The 18,811-nt window shown below is 42.4% G+C and carries 17 protein-coding genes; 5 read left to right on the forward strand and 12 right to left on the reverse strand.

All coding sequences use genetic code 11. The features are described 5' to 3' along the window. Positions 1–37: 37 nt before the first annotated feature. The 3 genes from N5J47_RS02865 to N5J47_RS02875 form a co-directional block, all read right to left on the reverse strand. A complete protein-coding gene (locus N5J47_RS02865; protein WP_279959300.1) occupies positions 38–358 on the reverse strand; it encodes a helix-turn-helix transcriptional regulator in 321 nt (106 codons plus the stop codon). Further along, complete coding sequence (locus N5J47_RS02870) at positions 345–722, reverse strand: type II toxin-antitoxin system RelE/ParE family toxin (RefSeq protein WP_004681411.1); 378 nt, start codon at positions 720–722, stop codon at positions 345–347. The genes N5J47_RS02865 and N5J47_RS02870 overlap by 14 nt, the downstream gene beginning before the upstream one ends. Before the next feature lie 85 nt (positions 723–807). Further along, positions 808–1,632, reverse strand: a complete 825-nt coding sequence (locus tag N5J47_RS02875) for a rhomboid family intramembrane serine protease (protein ID WP_279959317.1) — start codon at positions 1,630–1,632, stop codon at positions 808–810. Positions 1,633–1,756: 124 nt separating this feature from the next. On the opposite strand from N5J47_RS02875, the gene mtgA reads away from it, so the two are divergent. Then, on the forward strand, positions 1,757–2,431 hold the full coding sequence (gene mtgA, locus N5J47_RS02880) for a monofunctional biosynthetic peptidoglycan transglycosylase (protein WP_267981027.1): 675 nt from the start codon (positions 1,757–1,759) through the stop codon (positions 2,429–2,431). Between the two features lie 124 nt (positions 2,432–2,555). Next, complete coding sequence (gene ppk1, locus N5J47_RS02885) at positions 2,556–4,634, forward strand: polyphosphate kinase 1 (protein WP_279959299.1); 2,079 nt, start codon at positions 2,556–2,558, stop codon at positions 4,632–4,634. Between the two features lie 51 nt (positions 4,635–4,685). Here the strand turns inward: ppk1 and N5J47_RS02890 are convergent, their stop codons facing one another. Beyond that, entirely contained in the window at positions 4,686–6,440 is a 1,755-nt protein-coding gene (locus N5J47_RS02890) for an ATP-binding protein (RefSeq protein ID WP_347815009.1), read from the reverse strand. 110 nt (positions 6,441–6,550) lie between these two features. Next, on the reverse strand, positions 6,551–7,270 hold the full coding sequence (locus N5J47_RS02895) for a response regulator transcription factor (RefSeq protein ID WP_279959297.1): 720 nt from the start codon (positions 7,268–7,270) through the stop codon (positions 6,551–6,553). 392 nt (positions 7,271–7,662) lie between these two features. On the opposite strand from N5J47_RS02895, the gene N5J47_RS02900 reads away from it, so the two are divergent. Further along, complete coding sequence (locus N5J47_RS02900) at positions 7,663–8,061, forward strand: hypothetical protein (RefSeq protein WP_279959296.1); 399 nt, start codon at positions 7,663–7,665, stop codon at positions 8,059–8,061. Between the two features lie 538 nt (positions 8,062–8,599). On the opposite strand, the gene N5J47_RS02905 is transcribed toward N5J47_RS02900, so the two are convergent. Both N5J47_RS02905 and N5J47_RS02910 read right to left on the reverse strand, forming a co-directional pair. Beyond that, a complete protein-coding gene (locus tag N5J47_RS02905) occupies positions 8,600–9,643 on the reverse strand; it encodes a nitronate monooxygenase (protein ID WP_279959316.1) in 1,044 nt (347 codons plus the stop codon). Between the two features lie 118 nt (positions 9,644–9,761). Beyond that, positions 9,762–10,463 (reverse strand): VIT family protein, encoded by a 702-nt coding sequence (locus N5J47_RS02910; protein ID WP_279959295.1) that lies wholly within the window; start codon positions 10,461–10,463, stop codon positions 9,762–9,764. Positions 10,464–10,693: 230 nt separating this feature from the next. Between N5J47_RS02910 and N5J47_RS02915 the strand changes: the two genes are divergently transcribed. Both N5J47_RS02915 and wecB read left to right on the forward strand, forming a co-directional pair. After that, positions 10,694–11,908, forward strand: a complete 1,215-nt coding sequence (locus N5J47_RS02915) for a hypothetical protein (protein ID WP_279959294.1) — start codon at positions 10,694–10,696, stop codon at positions 11,906–11,908. 2 nt (positions 11,909–11,910) lie between these two features. Beyond that, on the forward strand, positions 11,911–13,041 hold the full coding sequence (gene wecB, locus N5J47_RS02920; protein ID WP_279959293.1) for a UDP-N-acetylglucosamine 2-epimerase (non-hydrolyzing): 1,131 nt from the start codon (positions 11,911–11,913) through the stop codon (positions 13,039–13,041). A 49-nt stretch (positions 13,042–13,090) separates the two neighbouring features. Here the strand turns inward: wecB and N5J47_RS02925 are convergent, their stop codons facing one another. The 5 genes from N5J47_RS02925 to N5J47_RS02945 are packed head-to-tail and all read right to left on the reverse strand — an operon-like array spanning position 13,091 to position 18,683. Next, entirely contained in the window at positions 13,091–13,969 is an 879-nt protein-coding gene (locus tag N5J47_RS02925) for a hypothetical protein (protein ID WP_279959292.1), read from the reverse strand. Then, positions 13,947–15,794 (reverse strand): hypothetical protein, encoded by a 1,848-nt coding sequence (locus N5J47_RS02930; protein WP_279959291.1) that lies wholly within the window; start codon positions 15,792–15,794, stop codon positions 13,947–13,949. Before N5J47_RS02930 ends, N5J47_RS02925 begins: the two co-directional genes overlap by 23 nt. Beyond that, a complete protein-coding gene (locus N5J47_RS02935; RefSeq protein ID WP_267981017.1) occupies positions 15,795–17,045 on the reverse strand; it encodes a glycosyltransferase in 1,251 nt (416 codons plus the stop codon). Then, entirely contained in the window at positions 17,032–17,937 is a 906-nt protein-coding gene (locus tag N5J47_RS02940) for a hypothetical protein (RefSeq protein ID WP_279959290.1), read from the reverse strand. The genes N5J47_RS02935 and N5J47_RS02940 overlap by 14 nt, the downstream gene beginning before the upstream one ends. Next, complete coding sequence (locus N5J47_RS02945) at positions 17,937–18,683, reverse strand: hypothetical protein (RefSeq protein ID WP_279959289.1); 747 nt, start codon at positions 18,681–18,683, stop codon at positions 17,937–17,939. The genes N5J47_RS02940 and N5J47_RS02945 overlap by 1 nt, the downstream gene beginning before the upstream one ends. Between the last annotated feature and the right edge of the window lie 128 nt (positions 18,684–18,811).

An 18,811-nucleotide genomic window follows, 5' to 3' on the forward strand; every position in this document is an offset into this window, starting at 1 on the left:
AAAGAAAGGCTTTAAAATGAGGGATTCCAAGAATCCCTTAATTTGTGATGCTAATAGTAATTGAGTGTCCTGTTTTAGAAACCATTGTCACTAAAGCATCTAATGTAAATTTCGATATTTTTGCATTGATTGCATCGGATAAGCGAGGGCGACTAATACCTAATATTTCAGCAGCTTCTTCTTGCTTGAAATGATTTTCTTGTACCCAATCAGCAACAACTTTGGTTAAAGCTAATTTTGCATTGGCTAAAGCATCTGCTTCTTTTTTTAAATTTCCAGCATCTTCTAAGCCTAAATCTGCAAAAATATTGTCTGTTGGTTGAGTGATATGGCGAATTTGTGTATCAATCTTGCTCATATTGTTCCTCCAATAACGCAATTTCTTTATAACGTGCTTTGATAATCTCAACATCTGGTTTGGCTGTTTGTTGTGTTTTTTTCTGAAAAGAATGGAGTATGTAAATTGCATGTCTGAATTTTGCAACGTATACAACTCGATATGCGCCAGATGAATCTTTATATTTAAGTTCAATGACTCCTGTGCCCCAATTGGGAATAGGTTTCCATTGAGCAGGTTCAGTGCCATGCTGAATTGCGTGAAGTTCAAAACCAAAATGTTTTTTCACGTCGGCTGGAAATTCTTTTAAATCATCTAAAGATGATCCAATCCAGTAAATGGGCTTTTCAGGTTGTGGTTGAGTCATGTATAAAATTTTATACATCTATGGGTAAGTATGCAATAGTTATATCATCATGGAGATGTTGTAGGGGCAGATGGCAACCTGCCATCTATATAAATAATCACAATTAATTCAACTGATTCTGCCTTAAAATCTCATTCCATAATGGATCAAGCCCTGTACTTAATTCAGTGCAATAGCCATAAAAAGCAGCCAGTAATAAAGTACCTACCACTAAGGCAAACATTTGAACCAAAGCGGGTTTCTGTATTTTTTCACCCAAGAACCATATAGCTGCCAGTAAAGCACCCATGATCATGCCGCCAATATGTGCTGCATTATTAATCCCTGCCACGGTAAAACCAAACACAAGGTTAATTGCCATCACCATCAATAAGGATTTTTTATCCAGCCAAAAACGTTGCTGGGGCAAAGGTGGAAACAGTGAAATAACAGTGAGTGCTGCACCCAGTCCCATCACTGCTCCAGACGCGCCTGCACTGATATGTGGAATGAGGGACGATTGTAGTCCCGCAAGGCGATCAAAATGTTGTAATAATTCATAGCCATCACGAATGCTGAGATAGCTGGAAAGCACACTCCCCATGAGGCCTGCCAGCACATACATTCCGATATAATACATTCGACCAAACAACTGTTCTGCCACGCTGCCAAAAATGTACAGTGCCCACATATTCAGCATCAGGTGAATCAAACCAAAATGAAAAAACATGCTGGTAAATAAACGTTCAGGCTGCCCAAGAAATGTAAGTGGGGTAAAATCTGCACCCCAGGCAATTGCATCCACAGGCGCTGGGTCGGTAATATTCACCCCTGAAACAATTTGCCAGCCAAATAATCCGACATTCACTGCAATCAGTACCCCAGTAAACCACCATGCCTGTATCTGTAATTTTTGATTATTGATCTGTGGTGGTGTCATTTCAGTCATAGGTTTAAGCAAGTGATTGATGTAAAAATAGCTTAGCATGAATATATCCTACAAAATATCAACGGTATTTACGGCATTTGTTGATATTTTGCAGAACAGATGTCCCAAGGAGTGATGCACTTTAATGAAAGCCTTTTTAGCGCGCGCGCTCATGTTGATTATTGGTCTGGTATTGTTAATCCAGCTCTGGATTTTTAGCAGTCTGGTGTGGTGGCGTACCCATCCTGTTGAAACCACCATGTTTATGCGTTGGGATTATCTGACTGACTTTAAGCCAATCAAGCAGCAATGGCGTGATTATGATGATATTAGCGATAATTTTAAGCATGCGATTCTAGCGGCTGAGGATGCCAAGTTTATCCATCATCATGGCTTTGACATTGAGGGTATTCAGGATGCTTTGGAACGAAATAATGAAAAGGGCAAAATTGTGGCGGGTGGCTCCACCATTTCACAGCAACTGTCAAAGAACCTGTTTCTCTACAATAAACGTTCCTTTATCCGAAAAGGGCAGGAAGTGGTCGCGACATGGATGATGGAGCGAATGTGGTCAAAACGCCGTATTCTGGAAGTGTATATGAACTCGGTGGAGTTTGGACAAAATATCTATGGGGTTGAGGCGGCAGCACAGTTTTATTATGGTAAAAGTTCAAAAAGCCTGACCCGTGAACAGGCTGCTTTTCTTGCTGCATTATTACCTAACCCAAAATATTATCAGGATCATAGGGATGACCGAAAACTTCAGTACCGTAAAAGAAGCATCCTGAAATATATGAATGCAACCCAGATTCCAGAGTAAGCCCATCTTAAAGTGTGATGAAGTGAAAAAAGCCCAATATTTTTGGGCTTTTTTACCAAATTGAAATAATTTTGCAGCATACTTAAACCATGTCTTGATCAATGATAAATCAACAAGGTTTGGTATGAATACGGCAGTGGCTCCAACGACCCCAATAGAATACAGCTATAATGACCGCTATATTAATCGTGAACTTTCGATTCTCGATTTCCATCTGCGCGTTTTGGAACAGGCAGTTGATCCACTTCATCCATTATTGGAGCGGATGAATTTCTTGTTGATTTTTTCCCGTAACCTTGATGAGTTTTTTGAAATTCGTGTTGCAGGAATGATGGAACAATTGACGCTGGGCAATGAAAGCCGTAGTCCAGATGGTTTAACACCGAAACAGGTGCTTGATCAGATTTCTAAAACTGCACATGCTGCCATTGAACGTCAATACCGTATCCTGAATGAACAAATCCTGCCGAAGTTACGTGAGGAAGATATTTGTTTCTTACGCCGTGGTGAATTAACTCCTGCACAGTCGGCATGGATTAAAAAGTATTTTCAGGAACAGGTCGCACCTGTTTTAACACCAATCAGCCTTGATCCTGCACATCCATTCCCACGTTTGGTTAATAAAAGCCTGAACTTTATCGTGACACTAGAGGGTAAGGATGCCTTTGGCCGTCAGATTGACTTGGCGGTTGTGCCTGCACCACGTTCTTTACCGCGTGTGGTGCGTTTACCTGATGAATTGACAGGTGGTAAAGAGCATCATGTGATGTTGTCCGCAATCATCCATGAGCATGTGTCTGACCTGTTCCCTGGTATGACCGCAACAGGCTGTTATCAATTCCGTGTCACCCGTAATGCGGACTTGGCCTTGAATGAAGATGTAGAGGATTTGGCAAAGGCATTAAAAGGTGAATTAAGTTCACGCCGTTTTGGTCGGGCGGTTCGTCTGGAAGTGACTCACAACTGTCCAAAACATATTTATGAATATTTGTTGGATGAATTTGATCTGAATGAAGAACAACTGTACCGAGTCGATGGCCCAGTCAATCTGGCACGGTTGCTTTCCAACTTTAAACGCCCGCACTTGCGTTATGATTCGCATACACCTGTGATTCCAAAAGTCTTTAAAAAGACTGAAAGTATTTTTTCTGCCATGCAAAGACAGGATATTTTGCTGCATCATCCATTTGAGTCCTTTGCACCTGTGATTCAATTGCTTCGTGAAGCTGCACGTGATCCACAAGTATTGGCAATTAAACAAACGCTGTACCGTAGTGGTGCGGATTCGGAAATTGTACAGGTTTTGGCAGAAGCAGCGCGTAATGGTAAAGAGGTGACAGCTGTCATTGAGTTGCGTGCCCGTTTTGATGAAGAATCAAATATTGAAGTGGCCAATGTGCTGCAAGAGGCAGGGGCTGTCGTGGTTTACGGCATTGTCGGTTATAAAACCCATGCCAAAATGATTCTGGTGGTGCGCCGTGAAAACAACAAGCTGGTGCGTTATGTACATTTGGGAACAGGGAACTACCATGCCACCAATGCGCGTATTTATACCGATTATGGTTTGATGACCACGGATAAAGATATCTGCGAAGACGTACACCGTATCTTTCAGGAATTGACAGGAATGGGCAAAATGGCGAAGCCGAAAAAGCTTCTACATGCGCCCTTTACCTTGCATGCACAATTGATCAATTATATTGATGAAGAAATTGCCAATGCCAAAGCAGGGAAATCTGCGCAAATTATTGTCAAGGTCAATGCCTTAACCGAAGTGCAACTGATCAATAAACTGTATGAGGCTTCTCAGGCGGGCGTACAGATTGATTTAATTATTCGCTCAATTTGCTGCCTGCGTCCAGGTTTGCCAAATCTGTCTGAGAATATTCGTGTCCGTTCAATAGTCGGGCGTTTCCTTGAACATACCCGTGTTTATTATTTTAGCAATAATGGCAATCCACGTATTTATTGCTCAAGTGCAGACTGGATGGATCGCAACCTGTTTAATCGTGTTGAGGCATGTTTCCCAATTGAAGACCCAGCATCAAAAAAACGTATTTATCAACTTGGTTTACTTAATTATCTCAAGGATAATCAACAGGCATGGTTGTTACAGGGTGATGGTGTGTGGGAACGAGCCAAACCTGCCGCTGGTGAAGAACCTCATAATGCACAGCAGACTTTGCTGGATGCAATTAAATAATGGATAGTGTTGTTCCAGCATACCATTTTGGTGTGCTGGAACATTCTGCAATTAAACAGGTAAGCAGGCTTTTAAACAGGTTCTTCCAGCCTCGGATTGAACCGTAAGATGTCCACCCAGACGTTCCAGACGTGTTTGCATACTTCTTAGCCCAACACTCATTCCTGCATTCTGAACCGCTTCTACATCAAAGCCAATACCATTATCTTCAATGTCCAGTACCAGTTGCCCATTGGAGAAAAACAGGGTGCATTTTACCGATGTTGCCTGACTATGTTTCAGGATATTGGTCAGGGCTTCTTCTGCGACCCGAAGCAATGTTAAACACACCAGCGGAGTTGGCTGTTTTTGCCATGATTCAGGAAAAGACCATTTTGTTGTGATGTCCAGCTCATCAAACAGTTGGGTGAAACGATGCCTTAAGGGCGCTCCCCATAAACTTGGCGTATCGGGCACTTTGGCACCTGTACTTGAACCACTGTCAATCACCTGCCGCAAATCGTCCCTTAGTATTTTGAGCATGGATAAAAACTGTTGATTGCTGAGATTGGCCTGACTTTGATCGACTGTGACCATTGATCGGACGAGGGAACCACCCAAACCGTCATGTAAATCATGGGAAAGTTGTAAACGCTCCTGTAGTTTTGCATTGTCCAGTTCAAGCTGATGTTGGGTATTGAGTGAAAGTGTCAACTCATTTTGGGCTTCAAGAATATTTTGTTTGAGTGTCTGGTTAAAGTTTTCAATTGCTCTTAAATTTTTGGCTAAACGTAACGCTAAAATAATTGCAATCAATAATGTAGTTAAAGGTGCAGTATAAGGCATCCAAATAAAACCATCGACTTGATTAAGTAAAAATAAAGCATCATGAATACTTACAATGATAAAAAATATAAATACAAAAGCAAGTAAATAGGCTTCCAATAATTTGGAACGATAGGCGATCCATTGATAGCTGATAAAGTTCAGTAATAAAATCAGTACGCCAAGAAAAAAAGTTGTAGGGATAAAATTATATAGGGCTGGATCTGGTAGCACGATTGCCATACTGCTTGCAATCAACAACAGCAATAATAATATTTTTTCTAAATGTGGAAATTTTTGCTGTGCCAAACGCCATGCATAAAAACAGGAAAAAATACTATACGCAAAAAAACAAACCACACTAATACGGGCAATCTGTAAGGTGGTTAAACCAAATGGAGCATCTAACAGTACCATATTGGTCATCACCAAACTCCACGCACCTGTGGTTAATGCAAACCAACCGAATAACTGGTCTTTGCGATGGAACATCCATATCAGAAGTGCAATAGTACTGAGTGCTAAAGAAAAAATGAGATTAAAGAACATTAATACACGTTGCTGATTCCAAAAGGTCTGAAATTTAGGCATAACCTGGTCGGCTGTTCCCAATACGACATTTCCGACTCCAGAACCTTGGGTCATTACACCAACGACCCGAATCCAGAAAATATTTTCACCCTGTTTGAGACTGGATGCAGGCATATTCCAGTAGCGGGGCATGTTCCAGCTACGGGATAGAGGTTCAACCAGAGAGCGATCTTGCCAAACTAAATCATCATTCAGATAAAGCTGTCCCGCCATATTGATATTGCTGATTACTAGAGTTATTGGTAATGGATTAAGCTGAGAACATTGATAGTTCCATTTCACCTGATACCACACATTTCCCGAATAACCTTTCCAGTGTGATTCAATTAAATCAGGAAATCGCCTAATTTTAATCCAGCCTGTCGTTGGACGCTGAACCCCATCCTGTCCAGTTGCTTTTGCTACCTGTATCGATTGGATGCTTGCTATACATTGGGAATGATCTGATAATGAAAGCCCAGCAAAAACATTTTGCCCTGACAAGAGTAGCCCGCACAACCATAGAGATTTGATAAAAAAATTTATAAAATACCCATTGAGCGTGCTGTATTGATAGCCTTTGACCTGCTGCTGACCGAAAGCTTTCGGTAAATATGTTTGATATGACATTCGATGGTATATTTTGATAAGTGAAGAAAATCTGCGATTTCTCGATTGGTCATTCCCTGAGCAACCAGTTGCAGGATTTCAAATTCCCGAGTAGAGAGTAAATTATTTTGTTCTGCTGTAGTCACATCTTTTACTTTTTGCTCAAATGGAATTTTTGACAGAATTTGTTGGGCAATAAACGGATCTATGGGTGCTCCACCACGTAATATGCTACGAATCGACAAGGTGATTTCGAAATCATCCCGTTCTTTTAAAAGATAACCCGTTGCGCCCGCCTGTATGGCTTTTAAAATAGTTTCCTGTGTACTCCATGCCGAGATGACCAAAACAGGTGAGACCTCATCGGTATGTCTTAAGTTTTCTATAAAATCAATACCATTGCCATCGGGTAAACCGAGGTCAACCAGTGAAAAGGAAATCGGGTACTGTTTAAGCATCTCTATTGCCTGAGATAAGGTCTGGGCAAAAATAAGGGCGTCTTCTGCATAGCCAATTTCAAACAGTATTCTTTTTAAACGCTGTTGCATGATTGCATCATCTTCCAGAATAAAGACAGGTACAGGCAAGATCAACTCAGTTTGAGATACATGAACCATAATAAGACTTAAAAAGTGATTCCCAGTTTCTAGCATAGGCAGAATACAGGGTTTTGGCTATCACTGTAATTTGGTATTTTAGGTTTTATTTTGACAAAATTTGTCATTTTGAGCGCATTTATTTCCCATAAAATTTTCAGTGATTACCTATATAATCTTTGTTCAAAATTAATTACCATTTAGTAAAAATACCAGTTTTCAGTGATAGACGAAGTTATTTGGGATTCGTTAAATTATTCTTTCTTTGTTGTATGGTTGGGAAAGATATAAATAATTAAGATTTAAAAGGATTTTATAAAGATGGCTGAATTAAAAAGCTATTTTTAAGGATTACTTAATACTGGGGGAGTAATAAGTAAAGAATGGAAGTTCTATATTATTTCTACAGGATTGCAGATCAATATATTGGCATTTTAGGGGAAAATACAATGTCTGATCAGTTGAGAATCATGGATCGTATCATGGTTTGCTATAAACCTTATTTGGGGCAGCAAAATCGTTGTTCTTTAAATTTTAAAAACTGGAATTTACCTAAGGCAGGTAAACTAAAATTTAAGATTGTTGTACCTGATGGATGTTCGTTGCCACATTTTAACTTAAGGCAGGAAAGAATTGTTGGTTCTGATCAGGTGCTTTATGAAGATCTTTGGGATGGTAAGGAAATTGACCTAAATGATAAAAAAATGAGGCAAGGAAAGCGAAAGGTATATGTTGAAACAGTTAATCCATTTCATAAGATTAGTTATATGATGTTGCAGGAAAAGAATAAACTTAGGGAATTCAGGGAAATCTTACAATATGAAATTATTGTATATATTGAACATTAAGTATTAAATTTAATTCATATAAATAATTTCTATAATTTTAATTTATCTTTTATTGTTTTGACGGGAAACTTTAATATAAAAATTATTTCCTTTCTAAATTCTAATTTTTAGTGATAGAGAATTTACTGTAGATATTTTAATCTCTTTACTTTTTTTATAAGCTTTATTTATAAACCCGTCTACTCAGGATGAACCTAATGTTAGATCAATTTAGGTTGATAGAAAGTATAACAATTTCTTATATTTTATAGCGGCAAAGGAAATAGATGTTTCGCTAATTTTATGTATTGGAATATCCTCAAAAAGGGGAAATTGAAATTCAAAAATTATTTTACCAAACGGATGTCTATAGTTATATGCAGAAAGTGGCTGAATGCTTTAACTATCAAGGTGCTATGTGACTAATTCACTCACCATTGATGGCGCATTTACCAAGGAAGAAAGTTCGGGTGGTGTAGGCGTTGGTTTTGGTTGGTAAAATTTAAAGCATAAAGTGGAACACCCGTTCAATTGAACGGGTTTTTTTAATTGAAACGTTTTAATGGGTCTTCATTTCCAACACCAATTGATTAATCAGGTCGGCTGCTTCCAGTTCCCGAATCTGTCCCACATTCATGCCAGCCCAGAATGCACCATAACTAGGATCATTGTGCTGACTGGCAACACTGATCAATTGTTTGGTTAAGTCATAGGTATATGGATACTCAGGTAATGCTGGACGGTTGGGTGCATCAATCTGGGTGTGCCATGTGCCTAGCAATCCACGGGCTGGACGACCTGATAAACTGGCACTGAGCTGGGTAATATTTTGGCTGAATAATGCCTTGCGATAAGCTGCATTGGCATTTGAGCTCCTGCACTGTACAAAAGCTGTTCCCAGTTGCGCGGCGGAGGCACCTTGCTTAAACATCAATTTGGCCTGGTCACCATTCATGATTCCACCAGCAGCCACCACTGGACATTTGCAGTGCCTGCTAATCAACTGAACCAAATGACTGGTTCGAATTGATGCATCAAAGTGCTTGTTAAAAATACCACGGTGTCCGCCAGCCTCAATACCCTGTGCAATAATAATTTCGATTCCTGCCGCCTCAATCTGCTGTGCCTCAATCAGGTTGGTGGCAGAAACCATGGTGACAATCCCTGCATCTTTGAGTGCCTTAATCTGGTGAGAATGGGGAATACCAAAATGAAAACTCACAGCTTTGGGACTTGTTTCCAGAACCACATTTAAAAAATCATCATTGTCTAAAAAACTTGGATAAATACAGCGTAATTCGGACGGTGGCTCAGCACCAAACTTGGCAAATTGAGGTCGTATATATTCAATCCATTGTTGGGCCTTTTGCTGGTCAAGTCGTTCAGGTTGGTGACAAAAGAAATTGACCTGAAACGGTTTATCCGTAAGTGCCTGTGTTTTTAAAATCTCAGATTTTGCCGTTTCTGGCGTATTTGCCCCCAATCCCAAAGAACCAAACGCGCCTTGGTTGGAAACTTCAGCGGCCAGTTCAGGCGTTGATACACCTGCCATAGGTGCAAGAAAAATAGGGTGTTTTATTTCTAGTAATTCTAGGATTGACATCATTATATTCTCACTTTGCTTTTAGTCACCATAACGCAAAAACAAAAACGCTTGCAAATAATAACCAGTATTTAATTATTGAATATACATAATATTTATTCCTGAAAAAATAATGGTTTTAAATGGTTGAGACATTAAATAAAGACCCCACCCAACTTGAGAAAGCCATGGCTAAAATGCCCCATAACATAATGCGCAAACTGCCTTTTAGCATTGAGGTATGCGCAAAATAGCTGGAAAGTGCACCCAACAGCCCTAGTGAAATAATGCCTGTCACTAGAACAGCATAGGCGATAAAAGTGTCTGGACTGAGCAGGATGGCCAGCATGGGGAGGGCGGCGCCGCATGAAAAGGAGGCGGCAGAAGAAAGTGCTGCCTGAACAGGATTGGCGGCGGTATTTTCATGAATGCCAATTTCATCTCGGGCGTGTGCACCCAGCGCATCATGTTCAGTCAACTGTTTGGCAACTTCATGCGCCAGTTCAGGATTTAAGCCACGTGAAATATAAATCTGGGTAAGTTCGCCAAGTTCCGCAAGGGGATTCTTTTCAAGCTCTCTGGCCTCAAAACGCAGGTCTGACTTTTCAATATCCTCCTGCGACTTAACGGAAATATATTCTCCAGCAGCCATTGAGGTTGCCCCAGAGATCAGTCCTGCAATACAGGTAATCAATAGGGTATGTGAACTGGCACCACTGGCAGCCATGCCCATAATCAAGCTGGTCACGGAGATGATGCCATCATTTGCACCAAGCACGGCGGCACGTAACCAGCCTGAGCGTTGTATGACATGAGGTTCTGCATGATGGGAAAAAGACATAATTCGGCTCTTATAAAAATAATGAAACAAGTCTCAAGTCCATTATGAAAAATCATTTTTATGAAAATTTTATCAATGATTCATCCACTTAACTTAGCTATAAAATAACTTATTTTAACGATAAGATAACGGGGGACTTCGTTATAATATGTGAATGGTTTAACATTTTTATTTAGATGAAATTAACTTTTCATGACTCACCCTGTTGCTATTTTTAGTTGAGATATTAGATGAACCATTCGAAAAAAAAGCGTATTCATCATTCATTCTTGATCTTGGCCCTCGCTTTCTCAGCCCAGCAGGCGATGAGTGCTGAACCTGATTTTGTTAAAGAGGGTGATGCCGCCTATAAACCAGGCAATCCTATTTATGACCGTTGGGATCAGTTCTATAAAATTGAACAGAGCCAGCCAGAAAATGCTGAAAAAATCCTGATTGAACTTGGGCAACTGACTCCACAGGACATAAAGGTCTGGAAAAGCCTGACCTATTTGCAGATTCGTTTGAACAAGCAAAATGAGGCGATTCAGAGCGTCCGCAAGGCTGAACAGCTTGCACCGCAGGACGATCAGCTTAAGCTACAGGAAGCCTATTTGCTCAATCAACAAAAAAGAAATCAGGATGCATTGGAGATTTTCCAAAACTTGTCCAGCTCCTCAGATGCGGAAATTGCGGCTAAATCCCAGCAGGCTGTACAAAACCTGAGTGGTGCAGTGGTGAAGCCAATCTTTAAGGATATTTATTTTGCGCCATCCTATGAGTCCCGTTATGACGACTTTATTTTTCCATTAAAAATGCGCTATGGAAGAAATCTGGATAATGGTCGGGCACAGGTTTATGGGTTTTTAAACCTGAACCGTGACACAAAATCAAAGGGTGGGGTACGTCCAGAAATTATTGATGAGAATGCGGTTACGGTGGGTGTGGGAGCCAATTACCAACCTTGGGAAACACTACCCATTCGGGCATATTTGGAAGTTGGTGGGAGCTATGACCTGATTGACCGTAATCGGGATAAATTTCGTGAAAGCGTGGTGGGTGGTCTTGCAGGCTATCAGGAATGGTATGCCAATCCCCCGATGGAGCAGAGTAAGGTTTGGAATGATTATTTTACCGACCTGTATGGCAATGTTGCCAGTTATTCCCGTGAAGACTATAACGTGATTGCTGACCTGAGATTGCGTTCAGGCTTTAATCTTTACCGTGGTGAAACAGGTACGGTGCAGGCCTATGGCAAACTACATGGCTTGGCTGATTCCAAAAATGAAAATTACAACAATTTATTTGAATATGGTGCGGGCATCGCATGGCAACCATTTAACTATGCTCCAGTCAAGCTGCGTGTAGAACGTCTATATGGACACTATTTTAATGGTGGTCTGGATGATGGTAAGGACAGTTATAACAATACACGTACTGAACTGGTGTTTTATAAGGATTTCTAAGCATGAAAAAACTGATTTCGATTGTCTTTGGTACACGTCCAGAGCTAATTAAGCTCGCTCCAGTGATTCTATTGGCGCAACAGGATGACCGTTTTAATGTTGAAGTGATTTTTACAGGGCAACACGATGAACTGGTGCGTGACGCGATTGAGTTCTTCAATATCAAAATTGATCAACGTTTAAAAATGATGAATGCTGGACAGAGCCTAAATCAGTTACTCATTCAAGGGTTAGGTCAACTGGAAAATATCTTTACTGATGGTCAGCAGCGTGATGCAATCATCATTCAGGGGGATACCACCACCGTGCTTGCCGCTGGGCTGGTGGCATTTTCCATGAAAATTCCTGTGGCGCATGTCGAGGCGGGTCTGCGTTCTTTTGATCTGGACCATCCATTCCCTGAGGAGGGAAATCGTCAGCTGGTTTCCAGAATTACCCGATGGCATTTTGCGCCCACTACACAATCCAGACAGAACTTGCTGGAGGAACATATTGCTGATGATGCCATTACCGTAACAGGTAATACCGTTGTTGATGCCGTCTATTTAGGGCGGGAACTGATTCAACAGCAAGCGACACAGCACAATTATCTGCAACAGCATGGTTTAGCTTTTCCAGCCAATGCGCGGGTGGTGTTGATTACGGCGCATCGTCGGGAGAATTTTGGCGAGGGTATCCAGAATATCTGTAATGCGGTGGAACATTTGGCGAAAAAATATCCAGATGTTCATTTTGTCTGGCCTGTGCATTTAAATCCAGCGGTACACGATGTAGTGCATGCCCAATTTGTCGATCACGCTCAGGTACATCTGGTGAAACCACTTGATTATCCAAGTTTACTGGCTGTGATTGACCGTGCCGAGTTTATCCTGACGGACTCTGGTGGTTTGCAGGAAGAAAGCCCATCATTCCATAAACCTGTGTTGATCTTACGTGACACCACTGAGCGACCAGAGGTGGTGCAAGTGGGAGCGGGTATTTTGGTGGGCACAGATCAGGGCAAGATTATTGTAGAATCAGAAAAATTGCTTTCAGATCAGGCTCATTATGCTGCGATGGCAAATGTTGAGAATCCATTTGGTGATGGTCAGGCATCACAACGGATTCTGGATGTGATTGCACAATCCTCATAGGAAAATTAAATATAAGGCCTAGGGGCGAACTGTGTTCGCCTTTATCTATTCAGTGCGGTGAGCCGTAATGCAGCCGATACCACAATGCAACACTGTAAACGTTAAAACGGTTCATATAATGGGGACCATCAAAAATATAAACTTTTTCGCCCTCATAAGCTTTCAACTGCTGGATGATTTCCCAGGGATAGGCTGGGCGAAAGGTCCCTTTTGAGGTTGGGCGAAAGGCTTCCAAAACAATAATGATGTGGTCTTCGCCAAATTCCTGCTGAAGTTGATTCAGTATTTTTCGTGCCTGCTGGGGTGAGCGTGTACCCACGCCAACCCCATCCTGAAAAAACACACCTGTATCTTCGGGTAGCCAGCTTTTAAGCCACATATCTATATGTTCAGGTGTTGTCTCTCCACTATAAATACTGATCCACATTGGTTTAGGCAGGCTTTCAATTGTCTGGGCAAGTCGATGTACACCTAACCATGTGGGGTCGGCCTCAACAGGAAAGTAGTAACCTTTTAGGGAAACGGGCTGGGCCTTGCTGATAATCGATTGCGATTCCTTACCGAGACGTAACACCTCAGCACGGGCTGTTCTTTCATTATATTCACCCGCCAAACCGAGAATAATATGTTGTGCCCATGCGTTTTGACTGAGCTGTTTCAGGTTGATGTTTCTTTCCCATTTGCTAAAACCTGTGTCATGGTCAAACCATGCCTTTGACTGCACCACTGACCATTGCGGGATAAAAGTCGAAACACCCAGCAGGTGCCAATTGCCTGAGGGTGGGGTGCTGGCCAAGTCAGGTTGCCAGAAAATACCTTCAATCTGGGGAGGCTGCACTTCTGACTGCATCAGGTGAATGCAACCTCCTAAAAACAACAAGGCTGATAATATTATAAGTGTTGTTCTAATCCGCCTTCTTCTGATCATGAGGTCGTTTGCGCCAGTACCAAAGCAAAATTGCCACAATCATGATAGCAGAGATTATAACGATCAGTATAAAGAAAGAAGATTGCTGTACCAGAGGCGCTTTTTGGTTGCCAATAATAATTTTTTGCAGCGTAAAGATCTGCCCATTTTCTGCCACTAGAATTTTACTGACATTATTCGGAATATTCGGTTGAACCTTGTCCCAAAGTCTGGTGAAGTTTTGCGCACCTTCAACCGAATCGGTAATCACATCGAAACGCTGGTTGTGGACATTGACCAGAAAACCACGTGCAGCCGCAGGTGCATAAATAATGTCGGGATGCATGAGAATCTGTTGACGGTAGATATTCGGATTTACCCGAATATTCAGGACTTCTGGTTTGGAACTGTCAAATTTAACCAGATTCAATGGAACAGGGTCATTGGTCATCAGCATCTTTTTCGCAGCCTGACTGATGGCGATCGCCATTTCCAGGCTGCCTGGATTGCCGTCAATTGCAATGGTTGGGTGGGTGGCAAAGCTCATGGACAGGGAGGCCACCCCATTCTTGATTTTATGCGGCAGTTTCACCGTCGATTTCTTGGTGTCAATCCATAAAGAACCTTTGGCGGTAGGCAAACACTGGGAGTTGACAATCACCGAGTTTTCCAGCTTCATGCTAAAGGTGGTATTGTCAGAAATGGTTTTGGCAAAGTAGTTAAACTGTCGGTTGACTGGGTCTGATTCCAACTCCGCCGTTTTCAGGCTGCCTGCAAGACCACCATCAATCCAGGTGGTGATATTGGAACCCTCCAGTAAGCCACTTTGAACCCGCAAGGCAATCTGGCCCTGTAAAATATCAGTGGGTTGCCAAACTGCTGGGAAGTTTAGAAACAGGTTCTTGTCCGCCTGATTGAGCCTGAAATCCTCAATACCCAAGTCTGCAAGGGTTTTGATCTGTTTTAGTTTTGCCCAGTTCGGTGCAGCTAGTTTATTAGGAAGAAATGTGGCCGATGTGTCGAGCTGTTTTAGATACTCAGGATTGAGCAGACCATTAATGGCGGAAGCGAGCTTTTCAGGCTGGTCATATTGAATGCGCAGGGTTGGAATTTCATTTTGCGCGCTGATTTCCACCAAGGTGCCGTTTGGCAGTGGTGTGGCGGAACGGCTGATTTCAATAAAGAAGTTGGCTGCCTGATCCGCAGGTGCACTCTGTTCATACCATCGAATTGGTGTTACAGGTGTCCATGCGTTGATCAAACGACTCAGCATGGTGGCCTCAGCCATATTGGCTGAGTTGAACTTGAGCACACCCACAAAAGGCGTTGGACGTACAATCTGCGGATTAAATAAAGCATCGGGCAGGTCTTTTAACTTATAGACAGGTCGATGGCGTAGATAATCCATTTTTGAATTGGTTAAGTAAGTCACCTGATCAACATCCTCACTACAGAATGTTGTGCGGTCAGCAGCTGGTGAGGTCGGTGGTGAATACTGCTGTAAAATAAAGTCCAGACGGTGAAAGCCACTTTCGCTGGCTGGGATGTTAAAACTTAACTCGCCCGCACCATTCAGGGTGGTGTTATAGATCAGCTTGTCATCATATTTGACCAGCAAGGTGGTGAAGTGCTCGGTTGAGTATTCACTGCTAAAGCGGATGCTTTGCCACTCCGAACCTTTACCGACATAGAAGAAATGGGGCTCTATCGTATATTTATTGGATGTGTTGATGTTGTCAAAGGTCCATGTGTTCCATGTATCCGCAGAGCTCAACACTGGCAAAGAGAGGGTGGTGCTTGCCAAAAGAATACTGAGGATATGGTGGCGTAAGGTATTTTTCTTCATTTATTTTCTCTCTTTGCTACGTTCGGTTTTGTACCATTGCAGGGAGTTGCCTTGAATCTTATTTTTCAGCATGTCGTACGCCGCTTTAAAAACAATAAACAGGAAGATTTGGGAATAGGTGACATAGGATAAAACCGAGAAGAAATACAACTGGGGTTTGGCCCGTTCCAGTGAAAGCGTGAACCACATTTGCGCCACATATAGGCAGAACGACATTCCCCAAAGTAGGGTAAATGGACCTGCAACGCTAATCCCCGCAATACCTAGCAGACCCAGGGTTAAGGTAATGTGACTCCAGATCAGTGCGGGCACGAACAGGACGTAGCACATAATGTTGTTAAAGATTTCGATGCCAATAGGGAAAGGTTTTCTCAGTGCAATCGGCAGATACTTGCTGGTGACATAGAAATTGCCCTGGGTCCAGCGTGAACGCTGCTTGATAAATACACTCAATGAGGGAGGGTCTTGCTGCCAGCCCACTGCATACGGCACCCACTTAATCCGCTTTTGCCCCAGAAAAATCCTGAAGCTCATTTCAGTGTCATCCACCAGCGATTTTTCGTCAAAACCGCCCAGTGTTTCCAGCGCATCACGCCAAATGACGTAGTTGGTTCCCATCAGGGTGGAAAGCTCAAAACGTTGCCAGCGGCCACCCTGAAAAATCCACTGGAAGAAAATAAACTCAATCGCAATAAAGCGGGTCAGAATGCTGTCCCGCCAGTTCCGTGTCCTGACCTTGCCATTGACTGCAACCAGTTTTTTATCTGCCAGCAGGGTTTGGGCGAGTAGTCGAACGCAATTGGATTCTGGCGTGCTGTCAGCATCATAGACCACAATCAGTTCGCCCTTTGCATGCGGCAAGCCATTGTTTAAGGTTCGTGATTTGCCTTTGCCACCCATGCCTTTGGGCACATTGACAATCTTGATGCAGGGATAAATGGCCGCCATGCGTTCGGCAATTTCCAGTGTATTGTCCTTTGAACCATCATTGATCAGCAGCACTTCATAGGCATGTGCAGGATAGTCCTGCTGGGCAATGGCATGTAGGGTGTCTTCAATGACCACGCCCTCGTTATAGGCAGGAATCAGGACACTTAACACAGGCCATTGATCAGGAACAGGCATATTTTCCAGTTCCTTTGCCGCATTTTTTGAGTATTTCCATGCCTGAAAACTAAGCCATGCCCAAAATGCCTGGGGAATCCAGATGCCTAAAAAACCAAATAGGAAAAGAATGTCAATCGCGGGCATTTATTCTTCTCCTACGAATAATGGAAATGATTAAAAGGAAGAGTAAGAACCCACCAAGTAATAATGAAATCCATGAAATGGAACTACCAAAGGTGCTGAGTAAACTTGGATAATGTGCTGAAAAAATATAGTCCAGTGGAATTACCACCGTACTCATGGCAATCAGGAAATAACCAAAGAGATTGGTCTTTACCCGTTCTGGAGTACTTTGATAATCAGTGCCATTTATGCGCCAGGAAATCCCAAGGTGTGGATATTCAATATTGTTTACTGACATATCTGTCGGAGGATTAATGATGACCTGATAGCCTGAGCTTTGTACCGCATCGGTGGTGGCGCTATAGAAATAGTGTTGGTGGTGCTGAATGGCGCGGGCGGGAAGATCAAGGTCTCCCTCCTCATCACTCTGGACAATATAACTTCCTGCAGGCTGGGAAATCAGGTTTTCATCCCAGCCTGTCTGGATGATTGCCGCAAGTGGCCTTAACCCCAGGGCGGTGGAGAAAGTGGCCTTTGCGGCAAAATATTTGGAATGTTTCATCTGGTAGATGGCAACTGGAATGGCACCCTCATTGACCGCCTTTTTAATCCTGAAATAGTCCAGCAGACTGAAATATTCATTGGGGAGAATCACGCCTGGCTTGATGCCCTGATCGATCAGCAACCTGAAGCTTTCGGAGTTTAACTGGTCAGCGGTGAACACAGGCCACCAGGTGGGTGGCTGTGGAAATAACTGGGCAACCGCCTGCGAAGGCTGTATTTGGGTGGAGGCCTCATCATAACTACGTTCAATCTTGCAGTGGTAATACTGCTGGTAAAACTGTTGCAGCGTGGTGTCTGGAAAGTTCGATGTTGCGATGAGCATTCCACAAATATTGACAATCACTGACATCAAGTCACCCCCACAGTTGGAGGTAGGGATTCCTTATGGTGTTCAATCTGTAGCTTGAGTACGCTGAGGGCCTGCAATTCCTGTATAAACTGTGGGGGAGACTGATCATCCGTAGGTTTGGCCTCATGAATCACAATACTCCTGATTTCACTCAACTGTTCATTGATAAAGTGGTAAATCACGTTGTTATGGTCGGTGGAGAGAATGGCCATGATCTGGTTCTGGGTTTCTTTCCAGACATCCTCACCCAGCATTTCACGGATCAGCAGGGCATTGTTGATGTGGGTGGTGTAAACCGTATAGTGGTCTTTATGCGTGAGCTTTAACAGTTTTCTCAGTTCGACCTGAAAATGGTTGAGTGCCGTAAGCGGCAAAATATCATGCTGGTAATTGCGGTCGTAGCTCTGGATTGCCCGATAGGTTCTCAGCGCATTTTGGATATTATGGCGTATCGCACTCAGGAAGATGGGTGCCATTGGAATAACAAACAAAAGTAGCAACTGCCTTTCAATATAGGTTTGATTGGCGAGATCAAACGAGAAATAAACAGCCATACCCACAAACGCGACCAAACCCAGAATAAGTGCCATTCCAATATTCAGAAAAGCACCAGAGATCAGCAAAATCAGTAACAATATCCAGCTTCCACGATAGGTTGCTGGCAACCACTCGTATGCAACAATTCCCATGAATACTTGGGCTAAAATAATCCATAAGACGAGTGCTGGTGCAGGGTTCTTTTGCATGGGGCTTATAATTTTATTAAATCTGTTTTGTGACCAATGTAACATTATTGGATTATGGGTTCGTTAGGTTTTATGTTATTCCTTTTTAGAATTTAATTGCATAAACAGTAACATACAGTTTGTTCTGT

Source organism: Acinetobacter sp. GD03645 (assembly GCF_029845285.1).
Lineage (GTDB): Bacteria > Pseudomonadota > Gammaproteobacteria > Pseudomonadales > Moraxellaceae > Acinetobacter > Acinetobacter corruptisaponis.